This is a genomic window from Porphyromonas uenonis DSM 23387 = JCM 13868, from assembly GCF_000482365.1.
GTDB lineage: Bacteria > Bacteroidota > Bacteroidia > Bacteroidales > Porphyromonadaceae > Porphyromonas > Porphyromonas uenonis.
This window is the reverse complement of sequence record NZ_KI535308.1, coordinates 138,278-159,263: the sequence shown is the minus strand read 5'-3', so window position 1 is coordinate 159,263 and position 20,986 is coordinate 138,278. Positions and strand designations below refer to the sequence as shown.

General features: G+C 53.8%; 13 protein-coding genes, 1 tRNA gene and 1 riboswitch. Of the genes, 10 read left to right on the top strand and 4 right to left on the bottom strand.

Annotation, left to right across the window (positions count from 1 at the left end):
- The first annotated feature begins 358 nt into the window (after positions 1–358).
- The 5 genes from L215_RS0107240 to L215_RS0107220 all read left to right on the top strand — a co-directional run bounded on the left by L215_RS0107240 (position 359) and on the right by L215_RS0107220 (position 7,257).
- Entirely contained in the window at positions 359–2,773 is a 2,415-nt protein-coding gene (locus tag L215_RS0107240; RefSeq protein ID WP_025884064.1) for an outer membrane beta-barrel family protein, read from the top strand.
- A gap of 71 nt (positions 2,774–2,844) precedes the next feature.
- Positions 2,845–5,346, top strand: coding sequence for a TonB-dependent receptor domain-containing protein (locus L215_RS0107235; protein WP_027451560.1), 2,502 nt, complete (start codon positions 2,845–2,847; stop codon positions 5,344–5,346).
- Positions 5,347–5,477: 131 nt separating this feature from the next.
- A complete protein-coding gene (locus L215_RS0107230; RefSeq protein ID WP_025884062.1) occupies positions 5,478–6,152 on the top strand; it encodes a phosphatidylserine decarboxylase family protein in 675 nt (224 codons plus the stop codon).
- A gap of 39 nt (positions 6,153–6,191) precedes the next feature.
- A complete protein-coding gene (locus tag L215_RS0107225; RefSeq protein ID WP_027451559.1) occupies positions 6,192–6,953 on the top strand; it encodes a CDP-alcohol phosphatidyltransferase family protein in 762 nt (253 codons plus the stop codon).
- A gap of 22 nt (positions 6,954–6,975) precedes the next feature.
- Positions 6,976–7,257: a DUF4834 family protein gene (locus tag L215_RS0107220; RefSeq protein WP_081780328.1), complete on the top strand. Its 282-nt coding sequence runs from the start codon at positions 6,976–6,978 to the stop codon at positions 7,255–7,257.
- Between the two features lie 91 nt (positions 7,258–7,348).
- Here L215_RS0107220 and dprA read toward each other — a convergent pair whose 3' ends face one another.
- From dprA to gcvT, 4 genes are all read right to left on the bottom strand, one after another.
- Positions 7,349–8,503: a DNA-processing protein DprA gene (gene dprA, locus L215_RS0107215; protein ID WP_027451558.1), complete on the bottom strand. Its 1,155-nt coding sequence runs from the start codon at positions 8,501–8,503 to the stop codon at positions 7,349–7,351.
- An 18-nt stretch (positions 8,504–8,521) separates the two neighbouring features.
- A complete protein-coding gene (gene purL / locus L215_RS0107210; protein WP_027451557.1) occupies positions 8,522–12,223 on the bottom strand; it encodes a phosphoribosylformylglycinamidine synthase in 3,702 nt (1,233 codons plus the stop codon).
- A 73-nt stretch (positions 12,224–12,296) separates the two neighbouring features.
- On the bottom strand, positions 12,297–13,019 hold the full coding sequence (locus L215_RS0107205) for a 2-phosphosulfolactate phosphatase (protein ID WP_025884058.1): 723 nt from the start codon (positions 13,017–13,019) through the stop codon (positions 12,297–12,299).
- 110 nt (positions 13,020–13,129) lie between these two features.
- Positions 13,130–14,221 carry a glycine cleavage system aminomethyltransferase GcvT gene (gene gcvT / locus L215_RS0107200; protein WP_025884057.1) on the bottom strand — a complete coding sequence of 364 codons (1,092 nt, stop codon included), beginning with the start codon at positions 14,219–14,221 and terminating at the stop codon, positions 13,130–13,132.
- Between the two features lie 257 nt (positions 14,222–14,478).
- Here gcvT and L215_RS0107195 point away from each other — a divergent pair, with 257 nt between their 5' ends.
- From L215_RS0107195 to L215_RS0107170, 5 genes are all read left to right on the top strand, one after another.
- Positions 14,479–16,899 (top strand): TonB-dependent receptor, encoded by a 2,421-nt coding sequence (locus L215_RS0107195; RefSeq protein WP_027451556.1) that lies wholly within the window; start codon positions 14,479–14,481, stop codon positions 16,897–16,899.
- A gap of 503 nt (positions 16,900–17,402) precedes the next feature.
- Positions 17,403–17,476 (top strand) — tRNA-Ala (locus L215_RS0107190).
- Between the two features lie 806 nt (positions 17,477–18,282).
- Entirely contained in the window at positions 18,283–18,453 is a 171-nt protein-coding gene (locus L215_RS10275) for a hypothetical protein (RefSeq protein ID WP_211247123.1), read from the top strand.
- Positions 18,454–18,952: 499 nt separating this feature from the next.
- Positions 18,953–19,145, bottom strand: a riboswitch (cobalamin riboswitch).
- Between the two features lie 224 nt (positions 19,146–19,369).
- Positions 19,370–20,386: an aspartate-semialdehyde dehydrogenase gene (locus L215_RS0107175; protein WP_025882765.1), complete on the top strand. Its 1,017-nt coding sequence runs from the start codon at positions 19,370–19,372 to the stop codon at positions 20,384–20,386.
- A 23-nt stretch (positions 20,387–20,409) separates the two neighbouring features.
- Positions 20,410–20,973: a DUF5063 domain-containing protein gene (locus tag L215_RS0107170; protein ID WP_025882763.1), complete on the top strand. Its 564-nt coding sequence runs from the start codon at positions 20,410–20,412 to the stop codon at positions 20,971–20,973.
- Positions 20,974–20,986 lie beyond the last annotated feature (13 nt).

Below are 20,986 nucleotides of genomic sequence, written 5' to 3'. Positions count from 1 at the left end.
AATTTGTTTTCTTCATCCCGCTCATTATTCCGGCTGTATATGGACTAAGCTTATTGGACGTATACCCTAAGCGCTCCTTTGTTTGGTTATTCGTATTGCTTGTGTTGTATACTTTATACTACACGATCTTGATGAAAAACATATTCTCGGATGGGAAGCGTTCTTAGTTGCAGAAGATGCGTTGGGTAGTCGTCAAGCTATCTATACACAGATAGTTGCCACGGAATTTGGGCTAGAGCGATCCGTCTTGTAGTAGTGCGGTTCGTCGTCCGTCATGGCAAGTAGCCCTTTGTCGGGCGGTTTTCCCTATATTTGCCACTGCTTACTGCAGAACTACGACACATACACACGACACACTATGCGACATACACGAACGGTCAAGAGACTACTACACCTAGCCATCGGGCTACTCCTGTGGAGCGTCACCGCCTCCGCGCAGACGACGGGGGGCGCCATCACGGGAACCGTCCAAGATGCCAATGGGGTGCTCGAGGGTGCCTCCGTCTTTCTCGTGAAGGATCGGGAGACGCAGGAGATTGTGCAGTTTGCCGTGAGTGACGCTAAGGGGCACTTCACGATGAGTGTGCCTGCTGGGCAGTACATCTTTGGCGTGAGCTACCTTGGCTATGCGATGCACACGGAGGAGATTAACCTTTCGGGGAAGCCACTTGACCTAGGCACCATTACTCTGGAGACGAGTAGCGAGGAGCTCCAGACGGTGGTCGTGCGGGGGCAGATCGTCGGGGTGCGAACCCGTCCCGATGGCTTTACGGTCGATGTGCGCGAGATCAGAGAGCGCAGCAACGATGCCTTAGACTTGCTCAAGCATATACCGAAGGTGCAGGTGAAGGGCAATCAGCTCAGCATCCTAGGCAAGGAGCAGGTCTTGGTCAAGATAGGAAACGTCTTGCAGCGTGTCGACGCTTCGGAGATTGCCGGTCTCCTCAAGGGTTACGATGCGGGGCTGATAGACCGTGTGGAGGTGATCACGCAGCCACCACTCAGGTACGACCCGGACGGCAATACGGCTATGATTATCCTGCACACCTCCTCCCTCTTTAAGGAGTACATGGGCGGGGTGATTGGCACTGAGGGCATGTTTGTCAGCAAGGACAACTTCCGCTACGGGGGCTACGGGTCGCTACTTTACAATCGGCGAGGGCTCTTTGCCTCGATAGCTCCTTCGATCAATGCCAACGGAACGGACAATCTAGAGGATGTTACCTACGAGGCGAAAGATTATCGCTACCACACTTATACGCCCTCGGTGGGGCGCTATGACTATATGGGCGTGCGTGGCACGCTACAGTACGCCTATGGGGAGAAAAGTCTGCTGGGCGTGGCGCTCTCGTGGAATAGGACGAAGTACCGCAATCTCTTTGAGAGCCAAGAGACGACCACGCAGCCGAGCGCTCCAGAGCGGGTCGTGGAGAATAGCAACGCCTACCTAGCTACCGAGCCACGCATCACGGCGACCGCTTACTGGGAGGCAACCTTCGGGGAGCGGGGCGGACAGCTCTGGAGCGAGTTGTCGTACTTTAACCTAACCAACGGTTCGCAGACTACTTACGAAGGTCGGGCATTGGCTCAGAGCGATCCTTTCTTAGCCTATCGTGAGGAGAGCAATCTGCACACCTCGGGGGCACACCTAAGCAGCGACTATGCGATCTACTTAGATGGAGACAAGCGCTACCTCCTAGAGACAGGGCTCAAGGGGGCTTGGAGTGGTACTGCCAATCATCGGGCGCACAGCGATGCGGTGAGCCTGCATCCGCTCATACAGCAGAGCAATGACATAGTCTGGCAGGAGTGGAGTCTCTCGCCTTACGTTAGCGGTACGCTTCGCCTGAGCGAACAGTGGTGGATGCGCCTAGGTGTGCGCTACCTCGGGGTTAAGTCGCATCTGGCACAGCAGGGGCAAGCAACGACCACGATCCCAGACCTAGACCGCTATGATGACGCCTGGCTCCCGATGCTACATGCCAGCTACACCCCCTCGCCGAGGCATCAGCTGACGCTCACGGTCAATAGCTCCATCGTGGAGCCTAAGTTTAGAGACCTCAACCCCTTCGTCTGGCAGGTCAATGAGCGTTCCTTTTACAAGGGGAATGCGCAGCTTCGTCCTGAGCTGCGCTACCTGCTGGGTGTCGGCTACACTTTTGACCAAGCCCTCTCTATCCGAGGACGGCTGCGGAGAGGACTGCGACTGATGACTCCTATCTCAACTCTGCAAGGCGAGCGGGTCTATACGCAGATGGAGAATGCGCAAAACAGTCTCTTCCTAGGAGCTGAGGCGGGCTACTACTTTGACAAGCTCCGCTGGATGAGTGCCAACGTTGAGGCATACTACGGCCGAAGCCTTTACACCTCGACATTGCCACAGCTACCGCCTAAGATGACGGGCAGTGAGTGGGGCGTCAGCGGCTACCTGGACTTTACCTTCAATGAGAGCCGCACCTGGACTGGCTTCCTCTCGGGCGAGTTCACGGGACGGCAGAAGACGACGGTCGTCACGCTAGAGCCGCAGTACAATCTGGGACTCGGCATGAGCTACTTCCTCTTGAATAGACGGCTCGCGCTCTCCATCGCTGGACTAAATCTCCTAGTCTCGCACTACAAAGGGGAGAGTCGGTACGACGGCTACAGCGTCACCTTCGACAATAGCTACGACGACCCGACGCTCTACCTCTCGATCTCCTACAAGTTCTCCAACGGCAAGGATACCTCCTCCACCCGCAGCCAAGGCGCCCAAGACATCGAGCGCCGCTTCTAGCAATTATCCTTTTAGCTCTTGTGAAACAGGAAAAAGCTTCCGACCTTTGTCTCTGTAACAGTAATCGTCAAATGGAACGTCTATTATCAACCCTTATCCGCAAAGCCCTTCTAGTGATGGGGCTATTGCTTGTCGCACTATCCGTCTCGGCGCAGACATCTCCTTGTCAGATCAGTGGCATCGTTATGGACTCCGTACGTCACGAGGCGATAGCCTACGCTACGATTGAGTACAAACTATTAGACGAGCAGTTGACAGGCGGAGCTGTGAGCAATGAGCAGGGACACTTCGAGATGACATTGCCCCGTACGGGTAGCTACCAGCTGACGATTAGGTCGGTTGGCTTTCAGACTAAAGAGATGCGGGTCACGACGCAGGCGGGACAGAACAGTCTCGACACGATCTACCTAGCACCCGATGCTCAGACTCTAGACGAAGTGCAGGTGGTAGCGCGTCGCAAGCTCATCAAGCTTTCTCCCAAAGGCTTGACCTATGATATGAAAAACGACGTCTTGGCTCAGACCGACAATCTCCTCTTTGCCCTGCGCAAGGTGCCCCTCGTCACTGTAGATGGAGAGGGAAATATACGTGTCAAGGGGTCGTCAAACTTCTCCGTCTACATAAACGGCTCGCCCTCTCGTGTTGCCTCGATGAACCCCACGGAGGTCTTGCGAGGCATCCCCGCCAGTAGCGTCAAGGGTATAGAGGTGATCACACAGGTAGATGCTCGCTACGACGCCTCTGCTGGAGATGCTATCATCAATATCATCACTGAGAGCAAGAGCCTAGATGGGTACAGCGGCCTAGTCTCTCTGATGGGCTCTACAATCCCCAATATCAATGGCACCTCAAGTCTGACTCTCACTAAGGGTAAGCTTAGCGTAGCGCTCAACTACAACTATGACTATACGCGTCATAAGGATCAGCCTGTGGATGTGTCTAGACGTACATTCCAAGGGGATAAGACGACCAGCCTCTTCAAGTCCTCCGAGGTAGCTGGTAGTAACAACGATGGTGTCTTCCAAAACCATGTCGGTAGCTTGATGGGAGAGTACGCCATAGATAGCCTGAATAGTCTCTATGCTGATGGGCACCTCTTCGTCTCATCGGTCTACACCGCAGGGCTCTCTCAGCAGACTTTCGATCGTCCTAATGAGCCTACACGATATGCCACGTCGCTCAATCAGATGCGCTTGACCTCTGGCTCTGTAGAGGGTAACCTTATTTATCGCAATCTCTATGCTGCGGACAAGCAGCCCCGCTTCTCGATAGGTTATCGCTACGCTTACAACCCAGACCAGAGGTACAAGAAGTGGACTGAGCGTCAGTACCGAGATGGCTTCACCAGCTGGGAGAGTTCTCCCTATGATGAGACACGACGTATGGAGCGTTCACGCGGAGGTCTGAGCGAGCATGCTCTACAGAGCGACTATCAGTTTATCTGGAGCGGAGGACACGCTCTGCAGGTAGGTGTCAAGGAGGTGCTACGACTGGGTAGCTCTCGCCCTGAGTACCATCTCTGGAACGAAGGCAAGGGCGACTGGCAAGAGGTGAATAACCCGCTCTACCGTCAGGGAGACATGAGTCAGCTGCAGAGCCTTACGTCAGCTTATGCCAACTACGCTTGGCAGGGTGAACGCTTCAGTCTCTCTGCTGGGGCACGAGGCACGCTGGTCTATGACAAGATAACTTTCTCGCAAAACAGTGAGGGAGACTTTCACAAGACAGGCGTAGACCTGATCCCTACGGCTACGCTCTCCTATATGCTGACTGAGCGCCAGCAACTTTCCCTCTCTTACAAGATGAACCCTATCCGTCCCTCCATTTGGCGTCTCAATCCTTATCGAAGTCAGCTGACAACATACGACATCTCTTTTGGCAATCCTTACTTGCAGTCGGAGCTACATCACAATGTAGACCTCTCCTATACATTCTTTTCGAACCAACTCTACCTCAGTCTAACGACAGGATATGAGCAAACCAACAATGCGATTATGCCCGTAAGGTATAGAGACCCCAAGAGTCCAGAGATGCTGTATCATACCTTTGCTAATGCAGGCTTGCACCGTGTGCCGAACGCTTCGCTTTGGTTAAACTGGCGTCCTATCATGCCCCTCTCGCTTACGTTCTTTGGAAGTTCTAGGTATCACCTCTTCGACTATCCTAGTGAAGGACTCACTCAGCGGAACTGGGAGAACATGCTGTCCGCCAATGTGGATGTCACGCTTCCCAAGTCGTGGTACCTAGGAGCTTCGTGGTACTACTATGCCAATCCGCCGACACTCCGCACGATCTACTCATACAATCACGGGTATAGCTTCTACCTGAAGAAGAGCTTCTGGGACGACAAGCTGGATTTAACCTTGACGGCTCAGCACCCCTTCTCGCAATACATACGCTTCGAGACGAAGCAGTGGGGCGATGACTTCGAGTATAACCAAAGGAATATGATCCAAGCGCGTGCTATCGGTCTAAAGATCACGTACAACTTCAACTCGGGCAAGAGTCGCAAGGTGACGCGCAACGAATCTCTCGCCACCTCCGACCTAGACCAGAGGACTGGTGTGCAGTAGCCTGTACTCCGCAACTCTTGCGAGTAGCCCGATGTAGGGTTGTGGATTGAGGAGTGGGGTAGAGCTTTGGGGGCTATTTTGTATCTTTGCCTATCATAATTACTGCCGATTCCTATTCTACTTAATCCATAATGAAAAAGGTACGACTACATCGCGAGGGGGTGGGACTCCTTGTCTCTTTCTTCATCATACTGACGTTGGCTTGCTGGGCAACCTTTGTCTTTGTGCCCTTTAAGGGGGTATTTATCTTGACCCTGCTGGTGTCGCTCACGGTAATGGGGCTAGCGCTAAACTTCTTTCGCTTCCCCAGGCGAAGCAACAGCGAGGCGGCCAATAGACGCCTCATCGTAGCGCCAGCCGATGGCAAGGTGGTGGTCATGGAGGAGGTCGAGGAGCCTGAACTGCTGGGACGTCGCTGCCTCAAGCTCTCAATTTTTATGTCGCTCTACAATGTGCATGCTAACTGGGTCGCCTGCAATGGTACGATCACTCATGTGGAGCATCAGAGCGGTGCTTACTACAAGGCTTTTCTTCCTAAGAGTAGCGTGCTCAATGAGCGGTCGGCGGTGATCATCCGTACAGATGGTGGCCATGAGGTGCTAGAGCGTCAGATCGCTGGCGCTGTGGCACGACGTATTGTCACCTACCCGAAGGTGGGTGACGAGGTGACGGTCGAGGACTTCCTCGGCTTCATCAAGTTTGGCTCACGCATCGACCTTTACCTGCCACTGGGTACGGAGATAGCGATCAAGATAGGCGACGAAGTGGTGGGCGGTGAGACAACGCTGGGCTATCTGCCCCAGTAGGCACGCTTCTTGCTGTATGAAGATCAAAACCTCGTTGTCATGATAAAACGACTAATTCCCAATCTCCTAACGCTGTGCAATATCCTCTCGGGTGCGGCAGCGATCATTTCGATCCTATATTATAAGGAGTACCAGATGGGCGCCATCTGGATTGCTGTGGGTGCTTTCTTTGACCTGCTCGATGGTATGGTAGCTCGTCTCCTGCATGCGACCTCTCCGATAGGCGCTGATCTAGACTCGCTCTCAGATGTGGTTACCTTTGGCCTAGCACCTGCACTGCTAGCTCTCTGCACGATGGAGGGGAGACTCTTGGCGAGTGGCTACGCAGCGTCTACGGCTCTGATGATGTCGCTACCTTTTCTCCTGATCCTGCCGTTTGCAGCCTACCGCTTGGCACTCTTTAATAATGATACGGGGACGAGCAACTACTTCCGTGGGCTACCGGTGCCCGCCTCTGCGCTTTTGTGGATCGGCATCTCGCTCTCCTCTTGCGCCTGTGCGGTGGATACGCTTTCGCTGGTGACTAGCTATGGGCTACTCCTCCTCTCCTGTATCCTGATGGTGAGCCGTGTGCCGATGCTCTCGCTGAAGCATCTAGGTGCACAGATGAAAGCGCCTCACGGGACGGTCATCCTCATCGCATGGGGCGCGATCCTAGTTCCTGCGGGCTGTATCTATATGTGGCTGGGCTCCGTGGCGAGTACGCTACGCCTAGCGATGCTGCTCTATATCATCGTTTCGCTGGCCATTGGTCGGCAGATCAGGAGCAATTCGGACGCTATCGATGCCGCTCAACAATAACACCTTAATCTACACCTGATACATGGAATTCATACTTGGTCTGATCCTCGTCATAGGACTTACGTACCTGCTCATTAGATACTTTGCGCCTCGCATATTGTACTGGATGGTGAGACGCTACATACAGCAAGCTGACCCGCACACTAAGTCACGAAAAGCGCCACGCAAGGGGTGGCACTCGGCCGCCTCACAGCAAAGCTCAGAGGACGCGCAGTCACAGCAGGGCAAGCTCGACATGAAGGATATAGCGAAGAAGAAGTTTGAGAAGGACCAAGGCGAGTACGTAGACTTTGAGGAGGAGTAAGCACTCTATTCAGCTATTACAAGGAAGTCTTGATTAGAACTTTGGGTTCTAGTCAAGACTTCTGATTTTGTTTATGGGCGGGGACGTGTGGCTAGATCTGTAGCTTGTAGCGCCCATCGGGCTGGAGCGAGACGGCGCCTTCGCTCTCGAGGAGGAAGAGTCGGAAGCTCACTTCGTCGACGCCCATGAGCGTTTGGTCACAGATAGCATCGATCGAGAGGCCATCACCGCTCTCTATGAGTAGCTCGAGGAGGGGACGTGTCTCCGGCTCTAGGCGAGCACGCAGAGCATTGAGCTTGCTCTCGTGAGACATGGAGCTGACGGCACTGCGCGCCTCATGGTCGGGCTTCTTCCACTCGAGGTCTTCGCAGAGGTGAGTGGCTGAGGTGATGAGCTTGGCGATATTGTTGTAGATAAGGTTGTTGCACCCTTCGTTTTCTCGATCTGAGGGGCGTCCAGGGAGTGCGTAGACGGCACGGTCGTAGTCGAAGGCTTGGTGCGCCGTGATGAGCGAACCGCCACGCTCGGCAGACTGACCGACGAGGGTCGCCTGCGTGAGCCCCGCCACGATACGATTCCGCAAGACGAACTGATGTCTCTGAGGCTTGACACCCGCAGGGTACTCGGAGAGCAGAGCGCCACCGTGGGATACGATGCTGCGAGCAAGGTTGCGGTGATTGCTCGGATAGATCATGTGGAGCCCGTGCGCCAGCACAGCAACGGTGGGCAAGCCCGCCTGAAGCGCCGCCTTGTGTGCAACAGCGTCTAGCCCGAGAGCCAGTCCGCTGACGATGGTCACGCTGTCGGTCACGTTGGGCAGGTGGCTGATGATCGCCTGCAGATCTTCGACACCATGCTGCGAAGGCTTGCGCGTGCCGACGACACTGAGCGTCTGCTCCGCATGGAGTGGCGCTAGGTCGCCTAGATAAAAGAGTATCAGTGGTGCATCGGCACACTGTAGGAGTAGAGGAGGGTAGTCGGCATCGTAGATGCTGACCATTCGAATGCCTAGGTCGGCGGTGCGCTGTAGTAGCGCTTGCGTTTCCTCAAGCTTAGCCTGATCCCGTAGGAGCGGGTAGAGATGGGTGTAGATGTGGCCGTTGAGCCTTGCTAGAGCTTGTGGATCAGCCCATAATGCTGTGGCTGATCCGGCAAACTCTATCAGATGGCGAGCGAGCTGTAGCGATACGCCCTTGAGCTGTGTCAAGGCGTAGATACAGACATGCTCACGGCTTATCTCAGGCATAAGATTAGGCGGAGTGGACTACTGCTGGGCGAGCCACTCGTAACCGTTGCGGAAGAACTGTATCCACGGAGAGACTTGATCCTCCTGGCGACGCTCCTCGGGATAGAAGCCACACTGCCAGGTGAGCGTAGCACGCTCTGGGTGAGGCATCATAGCTAGGTGACGGCCATCGCTACTGCAAAGCGCTGCGATGCCACGCTCAGAACCATTAGGATTGCCGGGGTAGGTGTCGTAATGGTAGCGCGCTGCGATCTGCCCATCGGGTATCGTGGGGCAGACGAAGCGTCCCTCGCCGTGAGCCACCCAGACACCGAGCTGACAGCCCTCGAGACCTTGTGTCAAGATAGCGCCCGTGTCGGCGATGTCTACGGTTAGGAAGTTGGACTCAAACTTGTGCGAAGCGTTGTGCTCTAGCTTGAAGAGGCTTTCGCCCTGAGCATCCTTGCCGAGGAGCCCGAGCTGAGCCATGAGCTGACAGCCGTTGCAGATGCCTAGTGAGAGCGTGTCGGGACGAGCGTAGAAAGCTTCGATAGCCTTGCGAGCCCGCTCATTGTAAAGGATACCCGCAGCCCAGCCCTTGGCAGAGCCTAAGACATCGGAGTGCGAGAAGCCTCCGCAGTAGACGAGCATACGAACGTCGGATAGGTCGGTGCGCCCCTCAATGAGGTCGGTCAGATGGATGTCCTCCACGTCAAAGCCTGCGAGGTGCAGTGCGTAAGCCATCTCACGCTCACCGTTGGTTCCGTTGTCTCGTAGGATAGCTGCCTTGATGCCTGATGCCTTCGTGCGATGAGGCTCTAGGCCGAGACCCGCATAAGTGCCAGCGAAAGCGTGCGGGAAGCGCCACTGTACGGGCTGCTTGCCTAGGTTCTCGTAGCGACTCGTTGCTGGAGCTTCGCCACTCTGGAAGCAGTCCAGCAGGTAAGATTTGTTTGCCCAGCACTTGCGCGCAGCATCGATGTCGATCTCGTACGTTTTGCCTTCTTGATGGATCATCAGCAGACGAGACTCGGTGGGTGCGCCGAGGTCGGCATAAGCGATCTCATACTCCTCGAGGATACGCTTCGCCTGCTCTGCCTTAGAAACCTGTAGGATGACGCCCGGGTTCTCGCTATAGAGCGCCGTGACAAGGTCCACATTGGCGAGCTCATCGAGGCTAATCTCAGCGCCACCCTGCGTATTGGCAAAGCACATCTCCAAGAGCGTTGTGACCATACCGCCCGCCGAGATGTCGTGACCAGCTAGGACTAAGCCCTTGTGGATCAACTCCTGAACGGCCTCAAAGGCGGTAGCGAAGTAGTCGGTGTCGCCGACTGTGGGGAAGCTGTCGCCCAGCTGTCCCAATGCTTGTGCCAAAGCTGAGCCACCGAGTGCCATCGGAGCAAAGCTAAAGTCGATGTAAAGTAGACGGCTCTGCTTAGCCACCTTGAGCTCAGGCGTCACGATGCCCCTGACGTTGCTTACGGGAGCTGCAGCGGTGATGATCAGTGTGCCTGGGCTCATCACCTGCTTTCCGTCGGGATACTTCTGCGTCATGGAGAGCGAGTCCTTGCCCGTCGGGATGTTGATCCCTAGATCTATGGCAAACTCACTACAAGCCTGCACCGCCTGATAGAGGCGTGCGTCCTCGCCCTTGTTGCGACAAGGCCACATCCAGTTAGCGCTGAGCGAGATGCCACGTATGCCGCCCTCGATGGGTGCAAAGACAATGTTCGTCAGAGCCTCTGCGATAGCCATCCGAGAGCCAGCCCCAGCATCGATAAGTGCCACCTGAGGAGCATGTCCTACGGCAGTAGCCATACCGCTCTTACCGTCGTAGTCTAGTGCCATAGCACCGAGGTCGGAGAGCGGTAGCTGGAGCGCACCGACGCACTGCTGCTGTGCCACACGACCCGTCACGGAGCGGTCCACTTTGTTGGTCAACCAATCCTTAGAGGCGACCGCTTCGAGGGTCAATACTTTGTCTAGATATTCGCGCCACAGCTCTTTGTCATAGCTTACTGGGGCAAACTGATGAGCGACCGTCTCGTCCTCCATAACCGTCTTGGGCGATTGCCCCAGAAGGTCGGATACGGCTAGGTCGATGGCAGCGCGTCCCTCCCGCTCTGTGCTAAAGAGGAGGCGCTCATCGTCGGTCGTCTCGCCTACCTTATATATAGGACTGCCCTCACGACGTGCTATCTGCTCCATCTGCGCATACTCACGCTCCTGGATGAGCAGACCGACACGCTCTTGGCTCTCATTGCCGATGATCTCTCTAGCGGAGAGCGTCGGGTCGCCGACGGGAAGTGCGTCAATGTCGATGCGTCCTCCCGTCTCCTCGATCAGCTCGGTGAGACAGTTCAGGTGCCCGCCAGCACCGTGGTCGTGGATACTCACGATCGGGTTGTCGCCCTGCTCGCTGATGGCGCGGACCACGTTGAGGACACGCTTCTGCATCTCAGGGTTGGCACGCTGTACCGCATTAAGCTCGATACCGCTACTGTACTCGCCTGTAGCGACAGAGCTGACGGCACCGCCACCCATACCGATGCGGTAGTTGTCGCCACCGAGTAGCACGACCGTCTCGCCAGGCTGTGGCGTCTCCTTCTTAGCATCCTCCTGGGGAGCGTAGCCCATACCGCCCGCCAGCATGATCACCTTATCGTAGCCGTAGAGCGTGCTGTCGGCACCCTCCTGATGCTCGAAGGTGAGTAGCGAACCGTTGATCAGTGGCTGTCCAAACTTATTGCCAAAGTCACTAGCGCCGTCGCTCGCTTTCGTCAGAATCTCTTGCGGAGACTGGTAAAGCCACGGGCGTGGGTCTAGCTTGGCGGGGCTAAGCTTCTGATCCTTCTCTAGACGTGGGTAGGAGGTGATGTAGACGGCACTACCAGAGAGTGGTAGCGACCCCTTGCCGCCGCACATACGGTCGCGTATCTCACCGCCCGAGCCAGTAGCCGCCCCGTTGAAGGGCTCGACCGTCGTGGGGAAGTTGTGCGTCTCAGCCTTTAGAGCCAAGACCGTATTGCGCTCCCGTAGTGTAAAGAGCGAGGGCTCCGTCGCGCTCGTTGGCGCAAACTGCCAGACGCGGGGACCCTTGACAAAAGCCACATTGTCCTTGTAAGCCGATACGATGCCGTTGGGGTTCTCCTTGGAGGTTTGCTTGATCATCGCAAAGAGCGAATCGTTTTGTCGCAAACCATCGATGACGAAAGTGCCGTTGAATATCTTATGGCGGCAGTGCTCTGAGTTGACCTGGGAGAAGCCGAAGACCTCAGAGTCAGTCAGCGGGCGACCTATGCGTGCCGAGACGCCCTGTAGGTAGGCTATCTCCTCCTCGCTTAGAGCTAGTCCCTCCTCCTCGTTGTACGCCGCTAGATCCGTGATCTCACGAATCGGCTGTGGTTCAGCGGTCATGGCGAAGCTCTCCTGACCTAGCCCCTTGTAGATCGCTTGGAGCATCGGGTCGTAGTGCGGCTTCGCCTCGTGAGTACGTGTGAGCTGCTCGATACGATCGATGCCAGCGATGCGCATGTTTTGCGTTATCTCCACAGCGTTGGTGCTCCATGGAGTCACCTGCGTAGGACGAGGTCCCACAAAGGTGCCCTCGAGATGAGACTCGGGAGCTAGCTGCGCTCCGCCAAAGAGCCACGAGAGACGCTCGCAGGTCTCCTTGCTGAGAGCTGTGGTGTGTGAGACGGCATAAATCGTATCACCAAGGACAAAGTAACTAATCATAGCGGGTTGTGTATAATGGGTCTGAAACTACTTGCGTTGCAAATGTACGGAAATTAGCGCTGAGGGCAGCGGTTTAGACATATAGCTGTCCAGCTTCGTTGAGCGTGGGAATGTGTATCGAGCTGTCTTGCTTGAGGCAGAGGCGTAAGCTCTCGGGATAGCCACGCTGTATCAGACGCTGGTTGTGATCGCAATTGTAGAGGTAGTCGTAGAGGTGGGCACGATGCTGACGGTACAGCTCTAGTGCCGTGCGGCTGCTGTCGGTGAGTCGGTAGGTAGTGCCCAGCTCCTCTAGTTTGTCTAGGAGCGCTGCGCCGTAGAGCGTGTCCTCGATGCAGAAGCTGTTTTGCCAGCCAGAAGCGAGTACCGTCACGGCACGCCCCGAAGCTTGGCAATGACGCGCTACGGCGGTGAGATTGCTAAAAGCGCCTACGATGATTTCCGCTGCGCCAGCCTCCCGAGCTGCGTGAATGGCTTGGGTACCGTTGGTCGTCGTGAATACGATGCTGCGTCCGCCGATCCGCTCAGCGGTAAATTCGGAGGGGTCGTTGCCTAGGTCAGCCCACGGACAACGCATCGCATTACGCTCGGCAGCTACCACGTAGCCCTTGCCGAGAAAGCTCTCCGCCTCCTCGGTCGTCGCCACGGGAATGATCTCCTTAGCGCCATGGTCAAAGGCTGCCACCATCGAGGTGCCAGCACGCAGTATGTCCACCACGACCACCACGCTGTCCTCCTGATGGTAGTAAGGGTAGAGCGCTGGGCAAGGACAAATGTCAAAAGTTAGATGTGCCATAAGGAAGGAAAATTTGTTGAGCCGATGTCAAAGCCCTCCACGAGTGAGGATGAGTTGCTCAGTGGAGGGCTTTGCTTAGCGTGCTGCTTGTCGCTTAGCGCAGCATGTGATTACTTGCGGAAGGGGGGCTTGACCACCTTAGCCTCGAGGTTGCGCTTGCGGACGGAGATGTAGATCTTGCTGTCTATCTTGCTGTACTCCGTAGAGACGTAGCCCATACCGATGCCCACCTTGAGTGCGGGAGACATGGTACCAGAGGTGACGACGCCGATCTTCTCGCCAGCCTCGTTGACTATGTCGTAGTGCTGACGGGGGATGCCCTTGTCGACCATCTCGAAGGCTACGAGCTTGCGCGTTACGCCCTCGGCCTTCTGCTTGAGTAGAGCCTCACGGCCTACGAGCTCAGGCTTATTGTCCGTGAGCTTGGTGATCCAGCCTAGGCCACTCTCTAGTGATGTGTGCTGATCGTCGATATCGTTGCCATAGAGGCAGAAACCAGCCTCCAGACGGAGCGTATCACGAGCACCTAGACCAGCTGGCATGATTCCCTCGGGCTTGCCAGCCTCAAAGATAGCGTCCCAGATCTTGTCGGCATACTGGGGGAAGAAGTAAAGCTCGAAGCCTCCGCAGCCCGTGTAGCCCGTATTGGAGATGATCACGTTGGGGCAGTCTGCGAAGATGCCTACCGTAAAGTGGTAGTAGGGGATGTCGAGTAGATTGATGTCCGTCAGGCGCTGCAGGACTTGTGTCGCCTTCGGGCCCTGTACGGCTAGCTGTCCGACCTTGGCGGAGCCATCCTCTAGGTCAGCGCCCATATCGTTTTGCTTGAGGCACCATGCCCAGTCCTTAACCACGTTGGCAGCGTTGGGTACGAGCATGTACTTGTTCTCCTCGTAGCGATATACGAGGAAGTCGTCTAGTAGTGTGCCTTGCTCCGTCGTGAAGCAGCTGTACTGTATCTGACCAACCTCCAGCTTGGAGGCATCGTTGCTCGATACTTTCTGTAGGAATTCGAGAGCCTTCGGTCCCTTGACCCAAAACTCTCCCATGTGTGACACGTCAAAGACGCCGACGCCGTTGATCACATTCATATGCTCCTCAAGGATTCCGGTAGGATACTCGATAGGCATATTGTAGCCTGCGAAGTCGTGCATCTTAGCACCCAGTGCTATGTGTCGCTCTGTAAATGGAGTAGTCTTCATAATGGTATGATGTTATTGATTGATCTGTATTGAATTAGTTGAGCTAAGTTCGTTCACTCCCCAAAGATAGTGAAAATGGAGATACTAACCTTTTAGGAACAAGTCCATATAGCGAAATGTATATGCAACGATGATCTGTGTCATGCTTTTTGTGCAATGAAGACCTTTTAGGATAGAAACTGCCGAAGTGTATGTGTCACACATCGTTAACATCTTTGGAGTACCTTTGCGAGTGAAATCAATCTTCTCAAACTCGTATGAAACATCTTACTAAGCTCGTCTTACTTATCATTACCCTTGAATTTACCGCTTATCTAAATGCTCGGTTGAATGCTCAGGAGCCATTTACACAAGAGGTGCGCGGAGAGGTCATCTCCGCAGTACCTGATGACACGATCGTTGGAGCTTCGATCGTATTAGTCGGTAGTGATCCACTCGTAGGGACAACGACAGGCTCAGATCAGAAGTTCTCTCTACGGCTACCTGTAGGTCGCTGCTCCCTGCAGATTAGTTGTGTAGGTTATGAGTCTCAGGAGGTAGATCTCCTCGTTGTCGCAGGCAAGCAGAGCGTGCTGCATATAACCTTGACTCCGTCAGATACCAAGCTTGATGCTGTGGTTGTGACCGCTCCGTATGACAAGAGTACTCCTACGAATAGGCTTAGCCTAGCTGGAGCGCGTAGCTTTAGCGTTGATGAGGCGTATCGCTTTGCTGCTTCTTTAGGCGACCCTGCTCGTATGGTGCGTAGCTTCGCTGGTATCATGCCTGTCAACGACTCTCGCAACGATATCATCATACGAGGTAATTCACCCGCTGGGGTGCAGTGGATCCTAGATGGTATCGAGATCAGCAACCCCAACCACTTCAATACAGGTGTCGGTATGACTGGAGGACAGGTAAGCTATCTAAATACCAATCTGCTGACCAACTCGGACTTTCACCTGAGTGCTTGGCCAGCTCCTTATGGCAATGCGCTCTCGGGTATCTTTGACTTGCGTCTACGCCGTGGCAATCTTGAGCGACATGAGTTTTGGCTACAGTCAGGCTTTACTGGACTAGAGCTAGGGGCTGAGGGGTACCTGCGTAAGGGGAGTCAATCGTCTTACCTTGCTTCTTATCGCTACTCAGTCCCTGATATAGTGCATGCTCTAGGCTTTAAGATGCCAGTGGTACCACGCTATCAAGACTTCACGACGAAGCTCCACTTCGACCTAGGGCATGGGCATACGCTCTCTTTCGTCGGACTATTTAGTAAGAGTCACATACACTTTGCCACAAATGAGCTGGGAGACAATTTTGAATATGCCGATTACGACTTTAGTAAGCTCTCCTTCGCACAGCGCTTGGCAATCAACTCTACAGTCTATATTGCAGGGCTGACACACAGCGTACAGTTTTCCTCCCGTACGTCACTCCGTACGCAGCTCTCCTTCGTGCGCTCTGATACCAGTATGCCTGTTGATACGATGAACCTCCGAGGAGGCAAGCAGGATCCTCAGTGGCATCTCATGTGGTCGGAGGCTGCACAGGAGAATAGGTGGACCCTACACTCAGACCTTACGTGGCATCCTACTCGGGAGGGCTTACTCGTGGCGGGAGTCAGAGGTGATCTCTTTGATGCACGCTACTTGGAGCAGACGGCTGATAGTACGTTTACTCAAGGCGTACGGACGATTGCTGAGGAGAGCCCGCTCTATGGCATGATCCGAGCCTATGGACAGTATCGTCATCGCCTAGGAGACTATTGGACAGCCACATTGGGACTACATAGTATGTACCTTACGATCAATGATCGCTATGCTATCGAGCCCCGTATGGGCTTCCAGTATCAGCCAACTCGCTCTCATACCATCGGTCTTGCTGCGGGACTGTATAGTCAGATGCTCCCTCGCTCCTTCTACTTCATCCGTTACTATGCACCGCAGGGTATCGAATATCGCAATAAGCGGGTTGACTTTACGCGTAGTGCGCAAGTGGATCTCTACTATGACTGGGCTTTTGCACCCAACTGGCATGCTAAGATAGAGGGATACTATCAAGAGCTATACAAAGTGCCTGTGGTCAATGACCCGAACTCTATATGGACGCTCCTAGAGATAGGAGGCGCTGGGCAAAACTACATAGAGCGTCAGAGCGATCTAGTCAATAAGGGACGTGGTAGAAACTACGGTGTAGAGCTTACGGTGGAGAAGTTTTATAGCAATAACTACTACCTCCTCTTCAACGCTTCACTCTACAGTTCGACCTATACGACAGGATTTCAGAAAGAGTGGTGGAGTACGGTCTTCGATGGTCGATACCTTGTCAATCTAACGGGTGGATATGAGTGGAAGTTGCCGAAGCACTGGGCGCTCTTTACCGATCTCAAGGCCTCCTATGCGGGGGGCATCCGCTACACACCAATACGAGAGGATCTGTATAAGCAGAGTGGTCAGATAGAGCTTGACAAGACACAAGTCAATGCTCTTCAAGCTAAGGATTACCTCCGAGCAGACTTAAAGATAGGTGCTCGCCAGATAGGTCAGCGTATCACTCAAGAGTGGGCGGTAGACCTGCAGAATGTGACGAACCGTAAGAACGTTATGTCTATCCTCTTCGATAATGGTGAGTACTCGACGATGTACACGCAGGGCTTTATGCCGATGGCTACTTACAAACTCTTTTTCTCTGTGAAATAACGAGGAAGAGGCAGTCGGCCTTGTCGTGTGCAGAACAGGGGTGACGCATTGTAAAAATGAGCTAGTCTCAATTCCTACCTAGGAATTTCCCAAATTCCTCCGTAGATATTTCTGATTTGCTACCTAGGAAATGGCAAATTCTTCGGACTTATTTTTTGATTCCTCCGAAGTTTCATTTGATTCCTCCGAAGAATTTTTTATTTCCTAGGTAGGAATTGGGCAAATTCCTAGGTAGCTATTCGACAAATTCCTAGGTAGGAATTTAATTCTTCGGGAGGAAGGTCTAATCAGAGAGGTGCCATAGCTACTTTGTAGCGATAGTCGAACCGTGTATCCCTAGTTATCGTCATGTGTAGCTTCTAGACGGCTGATTATAATGCGTCAGCCTTGTCGCTGACTTGCTAAAATTGAGTAGCCTGGGTTAAGTGGAAAGTTTTCATTACCTTTGCCACAGTTCGTTAGATATCCCGAGTGGGAAAGGTCTTACTTTCTTTGGGACTTTTGGGGCATTAGCTCATCTGGCTAGAGCGCGACACTGGCAGTGTCGAGGTGATCGGTTCAAGTCCGATATGCTCCACTACGGGAGGATGGTACTGGTTTGCGGTATTATCCTCTTTTTTTGTTGTGGTAGAGGGCTCCGTGCAGATGCAGTCGTTCGTTGTAGTACCGCAATACGAGTAGCCCTGTGTAGGGATGCACGGTGAGTGTCTAGTCGGAGGGCGTCCGTTGTCGTCTGTTGCATCAAAGGTTCCAGCATCGTAGTTTTAACGGGGATGGACGCACGACCGTGCGTCCCTACAAATCGTTACTCGTTTTGGCTGGCTCGACACTTGCCGTGCGTCCCTACATGTCGCTACACGTCAGTATTAAAAAGAGAAGTCCACACGACAAGTACTCATAGTACTGCGTGTGGACTTCAACCATTCGAAAGCTCTGGTTCGCTATACCGTCACATGGCGTGTGGCATAGCTTCTTCTAGAGTCCGTTGAGCTGGTCAACGGGACTCTCCTAGAGCGGAACAGTGACCACGATGCTCATCTGAAGAGGGGTGTGGGCTACGGTGAGACTCTCTTTGAGGGAGAGTAGGGTGGTAGTGGCTGGTCTTTTTCAACACACACTTAACCTGTGACCAGTGGTACGCACCATACCTGTCTCTTAGTAGCGGATCCTCTCAGCTTTACGGAGTGAGGTTGTGGCCTCACCCTGAGACTGTTGCATAAAGGCGAATCGCTGTGTTGCTTTCGGGATTCGGCTTCGGTCACATACGGAGGTATGCTCCCTTCAGCTCTCACCCTCAGCGCCTTGCGCTTCATCCTTTCTGCAAAGTCTAGACAATCTTGCAAGCAAGATTGTGAGACTGTTGACTTTTGCAACAGTCTCCTTATGACTCGCATCATGATTTGCTCGGGGTGGCAAGAGGATCTATTGGTCTATCACCTAGTCTTGGGTAGACTGACTAGAACCTACAGCTGCTCCTCAAGTGATAAGTATGTACAGTGGTCGCTCTGCACAGATTCCGTGGTGACACAGATTGGTCTAGGTCGCACGCACTAGCATAGTATAATATAGGGACAGTGGCATAGACGAGAGCCTGCTGTATGCTTCCCCTTGTAGTGACGATCAGACACCTAATAGATCTCGTATGGCACGGGTGCTAGGGTAGCACGCATACCTTTATGGTACTCAGGGAGATCGTAGTAGCAAGACATTGCTCAATCACTTTATCGAAAACGTTCCCCTATTTTTAAAGTAAATGTCCTCCTATCTAGTCTCGTATGAGCATCCAAAGAGTCTCCTAGGTGCATTACTGTGATCAAAGCTTTTTTGACTCGGAAGGTTGTGTCACAGCTACTTCTCGCCGAGAAAGCTGGTAGGCACTCAAGATGTCCCATTCACTACTCATCGTGGTGTGATGCCTAGATGCATCGCTCGCATTGTAACATACATCTCCCGTCGCGCTCGACTAGGAGTAGCGAGGAGCGTACAGCTGGGGGAATAGAAGTCTCAGACTAGGATCTGAAGGTTGACGGTTATTTCCTTATGCTATACCTCGTAGCGCTTCAAGCCTTGCAGGTCTTCTGACTTACCTCATACAGACATCCCTTCCCACACCAACTTATACGAGGTGCAGTGGTTATGATGCCTGCTTTGCGAGGATTACAGCAGCGGGACTGTTCAGGAGTTTCACCTGATTCCCTTTTAAGCCTTGAGGACTCCGAGTCCCTACTCGAGGGATGAAAGTACTCTCAGCACAAAGCCACCACAAAGGTACGATAACTTTCGAATATATCAAAGCGTCTACCCGCCTTTTTTGCGAAAAATGAAACCCTATCCTCGAGGTGATGTGTGGTGCGGTGGAAACTTTTTGCCGATTGGCGCAGATTGGGTACTTTTGCATTGGAGCTGGAGATGACTCTCTGAGCTTACAATCGTATAGACCTTAATTCTAACTCTACAGAACGAGAATAATATGAAGATAGCTATAGTAGGTGCCAGTGGTGCCGTGGGGCGTGAGTTCCTACGTCTCTTAGAGCATCGGGACTTCCCAATTGAAGAGCTGAGACTCTTTGGCTCGTCTCGCAGTGCGGGCAGTGAGATAACCTTCCGTGGTAAGGAGTACAAGATAAAGCTCCTGGCCCAAAACGATGACTTCAAGGATATTGACATCGCCTTCGTCTCTGCTGGGGGACAGACGGCGCTAGACTTCGCCAGCACGATCACGAAGCATGGCGCTCTGATGATCGACAATTCGAGTGCCTTCCGTATGGATCCCGAGGTGCCGCTCGTTGTGCCTGAGGTCAACGGTGCTGATGCGCTACATCCAGCCAAGAGGATCATCGCTAACCCGAACTGCAGCACGATCCAGATGATCGTGGCGCTGGCTCCGATCCATGCGCTGAGCCCGATAGAGCGGGTGCATGTGGCTACCTACCAAGCTGCGAGCGGTGCGGGTCACGATGCAATGCTCGAGCTGGAGGGGCAGGTGCGTGACCAAGCGATGGGCAAACCTCTGCAGACGAAGGCTTTCGGCAATCAACTCCTATATAATCTCATTCCGCAGATTGACATCTTTACGGACAATGACTATACGAAGGAGGAGATGAAGATGTACAATGAGACCTGCAAGATCCTGCACGACGATGAGATACGTGTCAGTGCCACCTGCGTGCGTGTCCCGGTACTGCGTGCCCACAGCGAGGCTATCTGGGTGAAGTGTGCTGAGCCACTCACGGTCGAGGCGGTGCGCGAGGCGATGTCTCATCAGAAGGGGCTACTCCTGATGGACGATCCTGCGAAGCGTAGCTACCCGATGCCTCTACACTGCTCTATGCAAGAGCCAGTCTATGTGGGACGTCTGAGAGCTGATCTCGCTGAGCCAGGCTGTGTCACCTTCTGGTGCGTGGCTGACCAGATTATGAAGGGGGCTGCGCTCAATGCCATTCAGATTGCGGAGTACCTGATCCAGGAAGGTGCTTTTGCTAAGTAAAGTCTTGATCCGTTAGAGTGCATATGGAGCAAACGAGCGAGAGCAATCCGCAGGAGCTAGTCGCCTTCCTCACGCTGTGCAAGGACTACTGTGCGCTCATAGAGCATGCGTCTGAGTATAGTCGTTCGGACTTCGTAAAGCGTACCTACGGCTATCTGCCAGAGATCTTTAGCTACTTATCGCAGATGCCGACTACCTCTACGGAGGAGCTGGAGGAGTGGCTCACGGGCTACACGCAGATGATCTCGGATGAGACGGTGAGCTACTACGAGGAGCAGGTGCGTGCGCTACTGGGGGAGGAGCTGGATCTCTTCCTCCACTACCCTGTGGGTGTGACGCAGGATGGCGAACTACAGCCTGAGCGTCTCTCACGGCTCTTGGTACTGATCTACCGTGAGCTGGGTACGCCTTTGCTGGTGCTTAGAGAGGATGCTGGCGAGCTGCTCGTCGCGACGCTCGCGATACTGCAATACGCTTTTGACACATACCTAGGCGATGCGCTCCTGTCGGCCCTGCGTGTGCTACACTATCACAAGCATGCCGAGGAGCTAGAGGAGGATGAGCCTCAAGAAGCATACAATATATAAAGAGTAAACAATC